The 13,509-nt window shown below is 65.9% G+C and carries 15 protein-coding genes; 7 read left to right on the forward strand and 8 right to left on the reverse strand.

The annotated features are described in order from the left end of the window. Positions 1-57: 57 nt before the first annotated feature. The 4 genes from AC3A6I_RS18435 to AC3A6I_RS18450 are packed head-to-tail and all read right to left on the reverse strand — an operon-like array spanning position 58 to position 2,464. Entirely contained in the window at positions 58-789 is a 732-nt protein-coding gene (locus AC3A6I_RS18435; RefSeq protein ID WP_487545325.1) for a phosphotransferase enzyme family protein, read from the reverse strand. A gap of 2 nt (positions 790-791) precedes the next feature. After that, entirely contained in the window at positions 792-1,151 is a 360-nt protein-coding gene (locus AC3A6I_RS18440) for a helix-turn-helix domain-containing protein (RefSeq protein WP_487545326.1), read from the reverse strand. Continuing rightward, positions 1,148-1,726, reverse strand: a complete 579-nt coding sequence (locus tag AC3A6I_RS18445; RefSeq protein ID WP_487545327.1) for a Smr/MutS family protein — start codon at positions 1,724-1,726, stop codon at positions 1,148-1,150. The genes AC3A6I_RS18440 and AC3A6I_RS18445 overlap by 4 nt, the downstream gene beginning before the upstream one ends. 24 nt (positions 1,727-1,750) lie before the next feature. Beyond that, the gene (locus AC3A6I_RS18450) at positions 1,751-2,464 is read right to left on the reverse strand and encodes a Tim44/TimA family putative adaptor protein (protein ID WP_487545328.1); all 714 of its coding nucleotides are present in this window, start codon (positions 2,462-2,464) and stop codon (positions 1,751-1,753) included. 170 nt (positions 2,465-2,634) lie between these two features. Here AC3A6I_RS18450 and AC3A6I_RS18455 point away from each other — a divergent pair, with 170 nt between their 5' ends. Together AC3A6I_RS18455 and secB are read left to right on the forward strand one after the other, a co-directional pair. Beyond that, positions 2,635-3,072 (forward strand): FxsA family protein, encoded by a 438-nt coding sequence (locus AC3A6I_RS18455; RefSeq protein WP_487545329.1) that lies wholly within the window; start codon positions 2,635-2,637, stop codon positions 3,070-3,072. Positions 3,073-3,149: 77 nt separating this feature from the next. Further along, positions 3,150-3,659 carry a protein-export chaperone SecB gene (gene secB / locus AC3A6I_RS18460; RefSeq protein WP_487545330.1) on the forward strand — a complete coding sequence of 170 codons (510 nt, stop codon included), beginning with the start codon at positions 3,150-3,152 and terminating at the stop codon, positions 3,657-3,659. A gap of 230 nt (positions 3,660-3,889) precedes the next feature. Here the strand turns inward: secB and dnaQ are convergent, their stop codons facing one another. Genes dnaQ through AC3A6I_RS18480 form a run of 4 tightly spaced genes read right to left on the reverse strand, consistent with a single transcriptional unit; the run spans position 3,890 to position 6,697 of the window. Continuing rightward, a complete protein-coding gene (gene dnaQ, locus AC3A6I_RS18465; protein WP_487545331.1) occupies positions 3,890-4,603 on the reverse strand; it encodes a DNA polymerase III subunit epsilon in 714 nt (237 codons plus the stop codon). Continuing rightward, the gene (gene coaE, locus AC3A6I_RS18470; protein WP_487545332.1) at positions 4,600-5,196 is read right to left on the reverse strand and encodes a dephospho-CoA kinase; all 597 of its coding nucleotides are present in this window, start codon (positions 5,194-5,196) and stop codon (positions 4,600-4,602) included. Before coaE ends, dnaQ begins: the two co-directional genes overlap by 4 nt. Then, positions 5,193-6,017 carry a shikimate dehydrogenase gene (locus AC3A6I_RS18475; protein WP_487545333.1) on the reverse strand — a complete coding sequence of 275 codons (825 nt, stop codon included), beginning with the start codon at positions 6,015-6,017 and terminating at the stop codon, positions 5,193-5,195. The genes coaE and AC3A6I_RS18475 overlap by 4 nt, the downstream gene beginning before the upstream one ends. Positions 6,018-6,022: 5 nt before the next feature. Next, the gene (locus tag AC3A6I_RS18480) at positions 6,023-6,697 is read right to left on the reverse strand and encodes a Maf family protein (protein WP_487545334.1); all 675 of its coding nucleotides are present in this window, start codon (positions 6,695-6,697) and stop codon (positions 6,023-6,025) included. Positions 6,698-7,119: 422 nt separating this feature from the next. Between AC3A6I_RS18480 and hemE the strand changes: the two genes are divergently transcribed. The 5 genes from hemE to mnmG all read left to right on the forward strand — a co-directional run bounded on the left by hemE (position 7,120) and on the right by mnmG (position 13,497). Then, the gene (gene hemE / locus AC3A6I_RS18485; RefSeq protein WP_487545335.1) at positions 7,120-8,157 is read left to right on the forward strand and encodes a uroporphyrinogen decarboxylase; all 1,038 of its coding nucleotides are present in this window, start codon (positions 7,120-7,122) and stop codon (positions 8,155-8,157) included. Positions 8,158-8,177: 20 nt separating this feature from the next. Then, positions 8,178-8,603: a protoporphyrinogen oxidase HemJ gene (hemJ, locus tag AC3A6I_RS18490; RefSeq protein WP_487545681.1), complete on the forward strand. Its 426-nt coding sequence runs from the start codon at positions 8,178-8,180 to the stop codon at positions 8,601-8,603. A 171-nt stretch (positions 8,604-8,774) separates the two neighbouring features. After that, the gene (gene rho, locus AC3A6I_RS18495; protein WP_487545336.1) at positions 8,775-10,040 is read left to right on the forward strand and encodes a transcription termination factor Rho; all 1,266 of its coding nucleotides are present in this window, start codon (positions 8,775-8,777) and stop codon (positions 10,038-10,040) included. A 172-nt stretch (positions 10,041-10,212) separates the two neighbouring features. Then, on the forward strand, positions 10,213-11,538 hold the full coding sequence (gene mnmE / locus AC3A6I_RS18500; RefSeq protein WP_487545337.1) for a tRNA uridine-5-carboxymethylaminomethyl(34) synthesis GTPase MnmE: 1,326 nt from the start codon (positions 10,213-10,215) through the stop codon (positions 11,536-11,538). Between the two features lie 96 nt (positions 11,539-11,634). Then, a complete protein-coding gene (gene mnmG / locus AC3A6I_RS18505; RefSeq protein WP_487545338.1) occupies positions 11,635-13,497 on the forward strand; it encodes a tRNA uridine-5-carboxymethylaminomethyl(34) synthesis enzyme MnmG in 1,863 nt (620 codons plus the stop codon). The last annotated feature ends 12 nt before the right edge of the window (positions 13,498-13,509 follow it).

A 13,509-nucleotide genomic window follows, 5' to 3' on the forward strand; every position in this document is an offset into this window, starting at 1 on the left:
GGTCATCAAATACCGGGCCTCAATAGGCGGGACCGGGGCGCCTGTCCATGGCGGAGGTCAGAGCGCCCGGACTTCGGCCAGCCGCGCCTTGGAGTAGTCGTCATCCCAGCATACGGCCGCCTCCCAGGCCGCGGAGGCCTGGGCGACGATGTCCGGCATGTCGCCCTCGAAGCCGGCAGCGTTGTGGGGTAGGTCGAGGTCGAGCTCGGGCACGTCGACATGCGCCTCATCCCAGTCGATCAGGCCGACCCGATCGGCCGTGATGCGGATGTTACGGTTGTTGGGGTCGCCATGGACGACGCGCATCGGACGTCCCGCCAGCCGCGCCCAGGCGGCTCGGCAGCGGGCCACGCCCTCCGCCGGCATGGCCTTGAGGTCGATGCGCGTGCCCCTGTCTGCCGACAGCAGGTCGATCGACGAGCGCCAGCCCGGCCGCTGCGGCCAACCCTCGGTCAGCCGGTGCAACTGGCGCAGCGTCCCGGCCACGCGACGCCAGTCGGCCTCGCTCTCGGGCGGTCCGCCCTCCACATAGCTCATCAGCATCAGGCCTTCGGCGAAAAGCCGGCCGTCCCGCGTCGGGATGGGCACCGGCACCGCCATGCCGTTCCGCTCGAGATGTTGCAGCAGCTCGCACTCCCACGCGAGGTCGGGCGCGCTCCGCCGGCCCAGCCGGCCAACCGCGAGCCTGCCGTCGACGCGCACGCTCCACACATCGTTGGCCACCCCGCCGGCCAGCCGCTCGATGCGCTCCGCATCCGCGCCCCACTGCGCCAGCGCTTCCCAGCCCATCGCTAGCGCGTCCGCCGGATCATTTCGCCGCTGAGGAAGGCCAGGTCCTCCGGCGCGAGCTTGCCGATGTCGCGCGCCAGCCGGTTGGCGAGTTCGGTCGCCTCGGGGGACATCCCGGCCGTATCGATGGTGATCTTGGGGTCGCTCATCTCGGCGAGGCGCTGCAGCTCCTCGGCGTCGTCCCAGATGACGTTGAAATAGTGGATGATCTTCTGCAGCAGCGTGAAGGTCGGCTTGCCGCGCCGGCCATGCTCGAGCGCGCTGAGATAGGCGCTCGATACGTTCAGCGCCCGCGCCATCTCCTTGAGCGTGATGCCACGCTCGTCACGCAGCTGCCGCAGCTTTGCCCCCAATGGCGTCATCGATAGTCGCGCTCCCGGCGCAGGCGGACATAGAAGGCGCCATCGCCGCCATGATGTTGCGCCGCCACATCCCAGCCGGCAACCAGGGGCGCGAGCTTGGGCTCGCTGAGCCAGAGCGGCAGCATGGCGCGCAGCACGCCGCGCTCGATGATCACCGCGGCATCGTCGCCGAGCTTTTTCAGCCCCTTGCCGGTGATCACCAGCAGCGTGCGGTCGCCGCGTTCGGAACGGGCATGGATGAAGCGGGTGAGCGCCGCATGCGCCTCGACCTGACGCATGCCGTGCAGGTCGATGGTGCCGTCGATCTCCACCCGGCCGCGCTGCACGCGCTGCTTGAGGTTGGGCTCGATCCCGGCCCGCGGCAGCTTCTGCGGCTGCCCGTTGGATTGATATGGCGGCATAACAGGCACGAACGGCCGGGGTTTCTTCACCGGTCCACTGGGAATGGGCAACGGCTCGGCCGACATGTCGACGATCGGCCTTGAGGTCCGAAGCGGCGTTACCGTGCGCGAAACATCGTGCCAAAGGTGCCAGTCGGGGAGCTGGCCCTTCCCGTCAGACCGGCGCTTGGCCATGTCAATGCCCCCGTCCAGCCGCCGTTATTCGAGCTGGCTGGTGGCGACGAGCTTCCAGTTGGGGTCGCGCGATTTCGGATTGCGCGAGAACGTCCATTCGTCGGCAATGTTGGTCACCTGGTCGGCATTGCCCTCGATCAGGGTGCCGTCCTTGTCGCGGGTGGCGGACACCACCTCGGCGTAGAAGCGGATGGTGACATTGGCGGCGCGCTTGTCGACCTCGGCCTCCGAGATCTCGACCTTGGGCAGGCCGACAAAGGTGAAATCGACCTTCCGGCCGGCGGTCTCACGATCCTTGATGACGCGCTCGAAGCCGTCATAGACGTCCTTGTCGAGCAGGTTCTTCAGCGTCTGCCGGTCGCCCTGGGCGAAGGCGGTGACAATCATCTCGTAGGCGGCCTTGGCGCCTTCCATGAAGCTCTTGGGCGAAAAGCCCGGGTCGGCGTCGGCAATGGCCTTGAGGCCAGAGGCCACCGGCTCGTTGCCGCCAGAAAGCTGGGCGATCTCGGTCTCGAGCTTGCGCTGCGCGCGCTCGGCATCCTCATTGGTCTCGGGCTGCGGGCGCGGCCGCATCTGCACGACATTCTCCTCGCCCGGTTTGGCCACGGCGGCCTCGCGGCGCTGCAGCGGCGTGCGCTCGCGGCCGGTGCGGGTGCCCAGCACCTGGCGCAGACGGAACAGCACGACAATGGCAACGCCAATGGCGATGAGCGTGGGAATATCGAAGAAATCGTCCATCGGTGGCCAAACTCGCGCCGAAGAGAGAAGGAACAGCCGGTCTACGAGGACCGGAATTTCTCCCTATATATAGGGAAACGCTCAGCCACAAACCAGTTCACGATTGGCTGAGGACGAGAACGGCCTTATGCCGCACTGCTTCAGAAAGGGTTAGCCGCGTGGGACGCCTGTTGTTTCTGCTGATCTTGGCGCTGCCGATCATCGAGATCGCCCTGTTCATCATGGTCGGCGGCGCGATCGGCCTGTTGCCCACGCTGGCGATCGTCATTCTCGCTGGCATCGTCGGCATGCTGGCGCTGCGCTGGCAGGGGATTTCGACATTCGCCCGCCTGCGCTCCAGTATGAATGGCGGCGAGCTGCCGGCCCGTTCGGTGGCCGACGCCATGATGATCGGCGTCGCCGGCGTGCTGCTGGTCATCCCGGGCTTTTTCTCCGACATCCTCGGCCTGCTGCTGCTCCTGCCGCCGGTCCGCTCGGCCATCTATGCCTGGCTGCGCTCGCGCGTGCGGGTGGTTTCCACGACCGGAGGCTATTCCGCCGGCTTCGGTCCACGCTCGATCGACAACGACACGATCGAGCTCGATTCGGACGAGTACCGGCCGCGCTGAGCCTGCCTAAAGCTTGTTCGACGCGGCCAAAGGTGCTAGCCACCCCGCCGTCCGAACGCTTCAGGAATTTGCCCATCATGGCCGACCAGACCCCCGCCGGCGCTGCGCCCATCGCCAACACGGCGCCCAGCTACAGCCTCGTGGGGCAGTATACCCGCGACCTCAGCTTCGAGAATCCGGGTGCACCGGGCTCGGTCCTGCTGGGCGGCGCCAATCCGAACTTCAATGTCGGCATCAATGTCGGGGTCAAGAAGCAGGCTGACGACCTCTATGCGGTCGAGCTGACGCTCAACGCCAAGGCCGAGCGCGACAAGACGCTGCTGTTCAATGTCGAGCTCGTCTATGGCGGCGTGTTCCGCCTGCGCAACGTCACCGAAGCCCAGCTGCCGCCGCTGCTGATGGTCGAGTGCCCGCGCCTGATCTTCCCGTTCGCCCGCCACGTGCTCGCCACCACCGTCCAGCTCGGCGGCTTCCCGCCGCTGATGATGGAGCCGGTCGATTTCATGGCGCTCTACCTGCAGAACCTCAAGAACCTGCAGGCCCAGCAAGCCGCCGGCACCGCCCCGGCCGGCAGCCAGCCGAACTAAGGTTTGGGCGGCGCTGGTCACGATCACCAGCGCCGCCCCACCACGATGTCACCCCGGCGCAGGCCGGGGCCTATCCTGAGATGCTGCCGTCAGGGCACAATCCCACGTCCCCACCAGCTGTCACCCCTGCGAAAGCAGGGGTCCAACGCGCAGCCCGCGCTGGCCGATAGATGAATCCTGCTTTCGCAGGGATGACACCCGGCGCCTGTAGCAAGAACCCCGGCAGCAACCTACTCCGCCGCCGCCACCGCCGGCTCGGCGTACTGCACCCAGATCGCATCGCCGCCGAGACCGCCGATCAGCACGGCATGGGCCTTGAGCTCGGCGTCGGTGAGCCGCGGCGCCAGCGGCACCGGACGCTGCCGGGCGGGGGCGAACACCACGGCCGAGCCGACCTCGATATGGCTGTCGGTCATCAGCCCCAGCGACACCTGGCGGCCGCCGATCAGCTCGAGATAGACGTCGGCGAGAATCTCCGAGTCGAGCAGCGCGCCGTGCAGCACGCGCTTGGAATTGTCGATGCCATAATGCTTGCACAGCGCATCGAGGCTGACGCGCGCGCCTGGATGCCGTTCACGCGCCACCATCACGGTGTCGATCACCGGGTTGGTCAGCCGTGTGCGGCCGATGCGCTCGAGTTCGTGGTTCAGAAAGCCGATATCGAACTCGGCATTGTGGATCACCAGCGTCGCGTCGGTGATGAACTCAAGGAATTCGTCGGCCTTGCTGGCAAAGAGCGGCTTGTCACGCAGGAACTCGTTGCTCAGCCCATGCACGCGAAACGCCTCTTCGGGCATGTCGCGCTCGGGGTTGAGATAGATGTGAAGGTGCCGCCCGGTCGGGATGTGGTTGAGCAGCTCGATGCAGCCGATCTCGACGATGCGGTCGCCCGACACCGGCGACAGGCCGGTGGTTTCGGTATCGAGGACGATCTCTCTGCTCATTGGCCGGCTTCAGCTCTCAGCTCTTCGACCAGTTTGCCGACCGCCGCGCGGGTCGTTTCGAGCGTGGCCGAAGTGTCGAATATGTAGGTGGCGCGTTTGATCTTTTCAGCCTGGGGGGTCTGCCGGGCAAGGATGGCGTCCAGCTTTTCCACCGTCATGCCCGGCCGGGCCAGCGCGCGCCGGCGCTGCTCGGCCTCGTCCACCGTGGTGACGATAATGCCGTCGAGCCCCCAGTCGACGCCATTCTCGAACAGCAGCGGGATATCGACCACAGCGATCGCCTCCCCCGCCGCCTCGGCCTCGGCAAGAAAGCGCCGGATCCCGGCCCGCACCAGCGGGTGGACAATGCCCTCGAGCTGGCGGATACGCTCCGGATGCCCCACCACCTGCCGGCTCAGCTTCTCCCGGTCAATCGTCCCGTCGACGGCCGCACCCGGAAACGCCGCTTCCACCGGCGCCACAGCCGCGCCGCGATAGAGCTCGTGCACATACTCGTCGGACGAAAAGGTCGGCACGCCGAGCTCGGCAAAGGCCTTGAGCACGGTCGATTTGCCGGTGGCGATAGATCCGGTGAGCCCGAGCTTGATCGTCAAAGCGTCGCCTCCACCCGGGCGCGCAACTCCGGCGTCACTTCCGGCCGCACGCCGAACCAGGCCTCGAAGCCCGGCACCGCCTGGTGCAGCAGCATGCCCAGCCCATCGACGGTCCGGAGCCCGAGCGCCCGCGCATCGGCCAGCAGCGGCGTCACCAACGGCACATAGACGATGTCGGTGACCAGCGCCGTCCTGGGCAGCAGGTTAAGGTCGAGATTCTCGAAGCGCGTATCGTGCATGCCGATCGAGGTGGTGTTGACCAGCAGCCCCGCCTCGCCGGCATATTTCGGATAGTCGGCCAGCGCACCCGGCACGAACGGCCCGCCGATCTCGCGCGCCAGCGCCTCGGCCTTTTCCGGCGTGCGGTTGAGCAGCACGATCTCCTTCAGCCCGCGCTCGCGCAGCGCCACGAGGATGGCCCGCGCCGCGCCCCCCGCGCCCAGCACGATGGCGCGCTCGAGCCCGGAATCCCAGCCCGGCGCGTTCTGGTCGAGATTGCCCAGAAAGCCCATGTAGTCGGTGTTGAAGCCGAAGATCGTGTCATCGATCGTCCGCACCAGCGTGTTCACCGCGCCGATCGTCCGCGCCAGCGGATCGACCTCGTCGCACAGCGCAAACACCGCTTCCTTGTGCGGAATGGTGACATTGCCGCCCACGAACTCGCCAAGCCTGATCCGCTCGACGAACCGCCCCAGCTCCTCGGGCGCCAAGTCGAACGGCGCATAGCTCGCCTCGAAGCCATAGCGGGCGATCCAGCTGGAATGGATCAGCGGCGAGCGCGAATGCTTGATCGGGTGGCCGATGACGAAGGCTGTTTTCACGTGAATCACTCGAAGAGGTCGGGAGCATGCTGCCGCAACGCGGCAAGCAAAGGCAGGAGCGGCAGCCCCAGAATGGTAAAATAGTCACCCTCGATGCGCTCGAACAGCCGCACTGATGGCCCTTCGAGCCGATAGGCGCCGACCGACCCGAGCGCAGCCGCGCCCTCGAGCGCCAGTATCTGATCGCGCTCGGCATCGGAGAACGCCCGCATGGTCAGCGTCGCGGTCTCCACCGCCGACCACAGCACCACGCCATCTCGCGCCAGCACCACCGCGGAATGCAGCTGATGCGTCATGCCTCGCAGCCGGTCCAGCTGGCGAGCCGCGTCAGCCATATCCTGGGGCTTGTGTAAGAGACCCGCTCCGGCGGCAATACCAAACACCGGCGTCATCCCCGCTTGCGCGGGAATGACTCCGTGCGGGAGGTTGGCCCCACTACCCTCCGCCACCGCCAGCACCTGATCTGCCCCAATCACCGCCGCGCCCGCATGATTCGTCGCCACCGACAAGGCCTTCGCCTCGGCCAGCGCCAGGGCGACCGCGACGGCATCACCGCCTTTCCCCAGCACTTCGGCCTCAAGCCCGCGCTCATCAATTGTTGCTGGACTCGCCTCGAATCGCAGCCCGGCCCCCGCCAGCAGGGTTTTTCGCGCGGCGCTCTGGGACGCAAGGATCAGCATGAGCTTCGTTTTCCACACTGTCCCCGTTGGCTCAAGCCGGCACCCGGTGGAAAATCACCCGCCGATCCCGCCACCCCGACTTCTCCCCGCTGGCTGCCGATCCGTCCACACCCCGGACCGGCTATCCGGTTAACGAGCCGTTAAAGTGAGTTACGGGGAAAACCCATTGCGCTAGGCCCACCTCCATCAACAGCCGCGTTAACGCTTCGTCAACGATTGTGGCACGGTTAACGCCCAGTTAATGCAGGCGACTCCGGCCCCCGTCCCCTGACCACGCGCACCGACGATTCACAGCCTCAGAACCCCTCCCGCCCGCGCGCTTCTGTCGCCCGGTCTTCCGTTGTGGAGGAACCGGAATTCCTGCAAAACACGCCCATGATAATGAAAATACAGAATCTACATTCTTCTGGTTGGAAGGGGCGATGACCGCACCCTCCGTGACCAAACCATTGCTCGAGACAGTACTCGGACGACGCCAGGAGCGCCTGCCGATCTGGATCATGCGCCAGGCCGGCCGCTATCTGCCCGAGTATCGCGAACTGCGCGCCACCGCCGGCAGCTTCCTCGATCTCTGCTACACGCCTGAACTGGCTGCCGAGGTTACCCTGCAGCCGCTGCGCCGCTTCGATCTCGATGCGGCGATCCTGTTCTCCGACATTCTCGTCATCCCGGACGCCCTCGGCCAGTCCGTGCGCTTCGAAGCTGGCGAAGGCCCGCTGCTCGAACCGATCACCGCCGACACCATGAGCCTGCTGCAACCCCAGCAGGCTTTGGAAAAGCTGAGCCCGGTCATCGAGACGGTTCGCCGGGTTCGTGCCGGTTTGGCTCCCGACAAGACGCTGATCGGCTTTTGTGGTTCACCCTGGACAGTTGCCACCTACATGATCGGCGGTCGCGGCTCGCCCGACCAGCATGCCGCCCGCATGTTCGCCCTCACCCAGCCTGAGCCGTTCGGGCGCCTGCTCGACATCCTCGTCGAAACCAGCATCGACTATCTGGCGGCGCAGCTGAGTGCCGGCGCCGATGTGGTGCAGCTGTTCGAGAGCTGGGCCCTCAATATCGACGAGGTCGCCTTCCGCGACTGGGTGATCGAACCCAACCGCCGGATTGTCGAGGGCGTGCGAAAGCTGGTTCCGAACGCCTCGATCATCGGTTTCCCGCGTGGCGCTGCCGGCAACCTGCCGGCCTATGCCGCCGCGACCGGCGTCAACGTGCTCGGCCTCGATTATGGCACCCCGCTCGCCTTTGCCCAGTCCCTGCCGAGCCATCTCGGCGTCCAGGGCAATCTCGACCCGCTGCGGCTTCTCGCCGGCGGCGAGCAGATGGAGCGGCGCATCATCGAGATCGTGACAGCGTTCCAGAATCGGCCCCATATCTTCAATCTTGGGCACGGCATTCTGCCGCCGACCCCGATCGCCCATGTCGAAAAGCTGATCGAAACCGTGCGGAAGGCCACCTGACGATGGACGCGTTGCTCCCCCTGCTGCCCTGGATCAAGGCGCTGCACGTGGTCTCGGTCATCGCCTGGATGGCTGGCATGCTCTATCTGCCGCGGCTCTTCGTCTACCACGCCGACGCCGAGAAGGGTTCGGTCCAGTCCGAGACGTTCAAGCTGATGGAGCGCCGGCTCTATCGCGGCATCACCACCCCGGCGATGATCGCCACCTGGGTGTTCGGCCTCTTGATGCTCGGCATCGACCACGCCATCTGGTGGGGCTTCTGGCCGTGGGTGAAAGCCGCGATGGTGCTGATCCTCTCGGGCATTCACGGCTTTTACGGTCGCCTGCTCCGCGATTTCGCCAATGACCGGAACACGAGAAGCTCAAAGTTCTTCCGCGCGATCAACGAGATCCCCTTCGTCATCGCCATCGTCATCGTCATCATGGTGATCGCAAAACCGTTCTGATCTCGCGCAGCCGTGCGGGCTCGGCTGCCGGTCGGGCCTTGAATAAGACCGCAGTTTTAGCTATCTCAAGCGCACTCGCCTGACATTAGGGCGCCTCCCCGGCGCTTTCCGGGCGCCAAACTCCCCAAATTACTGATCCCGCCACTACGTATCCCGAGGGTTTTCCACGCAATGGAAAGTATCAAGCTCAGCGAGCTTAAGGCCAAGACGCCTGCCGAACTGCTCGAGTTCGCCGAGACCTATGACGTCGAGAGTGCCTCGACGCTGCGCAAGCAGGAGCTGATGTTCGCCATCCTCAAGGAGCTGGCGGCCCGCGAAGTCGACATTACCGGCGAAGGCGTGGTCGAGGTCCTGCCGGACGGCTTTGGCTTTCTGCGCTCCCCCGACGCGAATTATCTGCCGGGTCCGGACGATATCTACGTCTCCCCGTCGCAGATCCGCCGCTTCTCACTGCGCACCGGCGACACGGTCGAAGGCCAGATCCGCTCCCCCAAAGAAGGTGAGCGCTACTTCGCCCTACTCAAGGTCAATACCATCAATTTCGAGGACCCCGAAAAGGTCCGCCACAAGATCAACTTCGACAACCTGACGCCGCTCTATCCCGATGAGCGCCTGCGTCTCGAGCTGCCGGATCCGACCAACAAGGACAAGAGCGCCCGGGTCATGGACCTGGTGGCGCCGCTCGGCAAAGGCCAGCGTGCCCTTATTGTCGCTCCACCGCGTACCGGTAAGACCGTACTGTTGCAGAATATTGCACAGTCGATCGCCATCAATCATCCCGAGTGCTACCTCATCGTGCTGCTCATCGACGAGCGGCCCGAGGAAGTCACCGACATGCAGCGCTCGGTAAAGGGAGAGGTCATCTCCTCGACCTTCGACGAGCCGGCCTCGCGGCACGTCCAGGTCGCCGAGATGGTAATCGAGAAGGCCAAGCGCCTTGTCGAGCACAAGCGCGACGTGGTGATCCTGCTCGATTCGATCACCCGCCTCGGCCGCGCCTACAACACCGTCGTGCCGTCGTCCGGCAAGGTGCTGACCGGCGGTGTCGACGCCAACGCCCTGCAGCGCCCCAAGCGCTTCTTCGGCGCGGCGCGCAATATCGAGGATGGCGGCTCGCTCACCATCATCTCGACCGCGCTGATCGATACCGGCTCGCGCATGGACGAAGTCATCTTCGAAGAGTTCAAGGGCACCGGTAACTCGGAAATCGTCCTCGACCGCAAGGTTTCGGACAAGCGCATCTTCCCGGCCATGGACGTCACCAAGTCCGGCACCCGCAAGGAAGAGCTGCTGGTCGAGCCCGACATCCTGCGCAAGATGTACGTCCTCCGCCGCATCCTCAACCCGATGGGCACGGTCGACGCCATGGAGTTCCTGATGGACAAGATCCGTCAGACCAAGACGAACTCCGACTTCTTCGACTCGATGAACACCTAGGCCTTATCTGCCGTGGAAAGGCCCCCTCACCCGCCGCTGCGCGGCGACCTCTCCCCCAGAGGGAGAGGTGGTTCAGGGGCAAGATTGTGCCTCCTCGCACCTCTCCCTCTGGGGGAGAGGTCGGCCCAAGGCCAGGTGAGGGGGCCTTTTGCCGCCTTACCGGACAACAATCATGCGTGACGGCGACACTATCGTCGCCCTCTCGTCGGGCGCCGTCCCCTCGGGCGTCGCCGTCATCCGTCTCTCCGGCCCACAAGCCGGCGAGGTGCTGACCGAGATACTCGGCACCCTGCCCGCTCCGCGAAAGCTGATACTCAGCGATATTACCCTCGACGGTGACAGGCTCGATCGCGGCCTCGTCGCCTGGATGCCCGGCCCCGCGAGCTTTACCGGCGAAGATTGCGCCGAACTCCAGGTCCACGGCTCCCCCGCCGTCGTCCGCGCGCTGCTCCGGAAACTCTCCGCCCGCGAACACATCCGGCTCGCCGAAGCCGGCGAATTCACCCGCCGCGCCTTCGAGAACGGCAAGCTCGATCTCACCGAAGTTGAAGGCCTTGGAGACCTGATCGAGGCCGAAACCGAGAACCAGCGCGCCCTCGCCTACGCGCGGCTGGACGGAGGCCTTACCCGCGAGGTTGACGGCTGGCGCGAGCGCCTGCTCAACCTCCGCGCGGAGATCGAGGCCCAACTCGATTTCTCCGACGAAGGGGATGTCGGTGCGCTGCCCTCCAGCTTTCGCGATGACCTTCTGGCGCTTCACCAGGACATCTCTCGCGTTGCCGCTTGCGTAGGACAGGGCCGCATCCTCCGGCACGGCTTTCGCGTGGTCCTCGCCGGTCCGCCCAACGCCGGCAAGTCGAGCCTGCTGAACGCGCTGTCCCGCTCCGACGCCGCGATCGTGTCGGACGAGCCCGGCACGACCCGCGACCTCAAGGAGGTGCCGCTCGATATCAACGGCCAGCTCGTCGTGCTGATCGACAGCGCCGGCCTGCGCGACACCACCTCCAAGGCCGAGGCAATCGGCGTAGGGCGCGCCCGTGCCGCCATGATTGCAGCCGACCTGATCCTATGGCTGCAGGCCCCCGATCAACCCGTCAAGGCACCCCCTACCTTTCCGGAACTTGGTGACGAGCAATGGCGCCGACCGCCGGTGCTTAGGGTCGGCACCAAGTTGGACCTCGGGCCCGTCGCTGGCAGCGAGCACGCGGTGTCTGTCCCCACCGGCGCCGGCATCGGCGAGCTGCTCAACCTGTTGTATCACGCCTCGGGAGCCAGCTCCGTCCGTGCCGGCGAAGTGCTCGTCAGCCACGAGCGGGACCGCGAGTCGCTGCTCGCTGCAGCGCTGGCCGTCGCGGAGGCGGAGGCGGACATCGGTGATCCCGAGATTGCCGCGGAACACCTGCGCCGCTCGTCGGCCGCCCTCGAACGGCTGCTCGGCCGAATGGACGCGGAGTCGGTCCTCGACCATCTTTTCTCGGCCTTCTGCATCGGCAAATGACGGCGAGGTGATTCACGTGAAACGCGGCCCAACCTGCTGGCCGGTTGATTCACGTGAAACATTGGACTAGACCGCGCCTCCATAAGGAAAGCATCGATGAGCGATTTCGGCGTCATTGTCGTAGGCGGCGGCCATGCCGGCAGCGAGGCTGCGGCGGCCTCTGCCCGCCTCGGCGTTCCCACCGCGCTCGTCACCCATAAGTTCGGCACCATCGGCGAGATGAGCTGCAATCCGGCCATCGGCGGGCTCGGCAAGGGCCATCTGGTGCGCGAGATCGACGCCATGGACGGCCTGATGGGCCGCGTCGCTGACGCCGCCGGCATCCAGTTCCGCGTGCTCAACCGCCGCAAAGGCCCGGCGGTCCGCGGCCCGCGCGCCCAGGCCGACCGGAAGCTCTATAAGCAGGCCATGCAGGCAGCGATCCTGGCGCAGTCCAACCTCACCGTGATTGAGGGCGAGGTCGACGACCTGATCGTCGAGAATGGCCGCATCACCGGCGCCGTCCTGCTCGACGGCCGCCGCTTCGGCGCCAAGGCCGTGGTGCTGACGACCGGCACCTTCCTCCGCGGCCTCATCCATCGTGGCGAAGAGACCGTGCCCGCCGGCCGCGTCGGCGAGAAGCCTGTGCTCGGCCTCTCCACCCGCCTGGAAGCCCTCGGCCTGACTCTCGGCCGTCTCAAGACCGGAACCCCTGCCCGGCTCGACGCCACCTCGATCGACTTCTCCAGCCTTGAAGAGCAGCAGGGCGACGATCCGCCGGAGCCGTTCTCGGCGCTCACCGATGCGATCACCACGCCGCAGGTCAGCTGCTTCATCACGCGCACCACGGCCGAGACGCATCGTATCATCGCGGACAATATTCATCGCTCCGCCATGTATTCCGGCCGCATCAAGAGCCGGGGCCCGCGCTATTGCCCGTCCATCGAGGACAAGATCGTCCGCTTCGCCGATCGCGACAGCCATCAGATCTTCCTCGAGCCCGAGGGCCTCGATGACAACACGATCTATCCGAACGGGCTATCGACTTCCCTGCCCGCCGAGGTGCAGGAAGCCTTTCTCAAGTCGATGCCCGGTCTTGGCAACGTCCGGATTATCCGACCGGGCTATGCGATCGAATACGACTATGTCGATCCGCGCGAGCTAAAGCCGTCGCTGGAGCTGAGGCGGTTACCCGGCCTATACCTCGCCGGCCAGATCAACGGCACCACCGGCTACGAGGAAGCCGCCGCCCAAGGCATCTACGCCGGTGCCAATGCCGGCCTTGCCGCGAGGGGCGCCGAGCCGATGCGGCTGTCGCGCACCGAGAGCTATCTGGGCGTCATGGTCGACGACCTGGTGACGCGCGGCGTGTCCGAGCCCTACCGCATGTTCACCTCGCGCGCCGAGTTCCGCCTGCACCTGCGCAGCGACAATGCCGACCAGCGCCTCACCCCCGGCGCCGTCGCCACGCGTCTTGTCGGCGAGGAACGCCGCGAGCGCTTTGCCGAGAAGCAGGCTGCGCTGGAAAGCGGCCGCAAGCTGCTCCACTCGCTGACCACGTCGCCGACCGCGGCGCGCAAGGCGGGTCTCGCCGTCAATCCCGACGGCCAGCAACGCACCGCCTTCGAGCTGCTGTCCTATCCGGAAATGGATGTCGACAAGCTCCTGCCGCTTTGGCCGGAGCTGGCAGAAGTTCCCGCACCAGTGATGGAGCAACTGGTGGTAGATGCCCAGTATGCGGTCTATCTTGACCGACAGAAGGCTGACATCGCCGCAATGAAGCGCGACGAGAGTCGGGAGATTCCGGACTGGCTTGAGTACGCCGCGTTGCCGGGGCTCTCGATGGAGCTCCGCCACAAGCTGGCCGAACGGCGTCCGGCCACCATTGCGCAGGCGCAGGCCATTGATGGCGTGACGCCGGCAGCGATCACCCTGATCCTCTCGGTCATCCGGCGCGGCAGCCTGCGCCAGGCCAGTTAAGACCACAGCCAC

The sequence above is a fragment of the Devosia sp. Soil_C_22 genome (assembly GCF_057657195.1).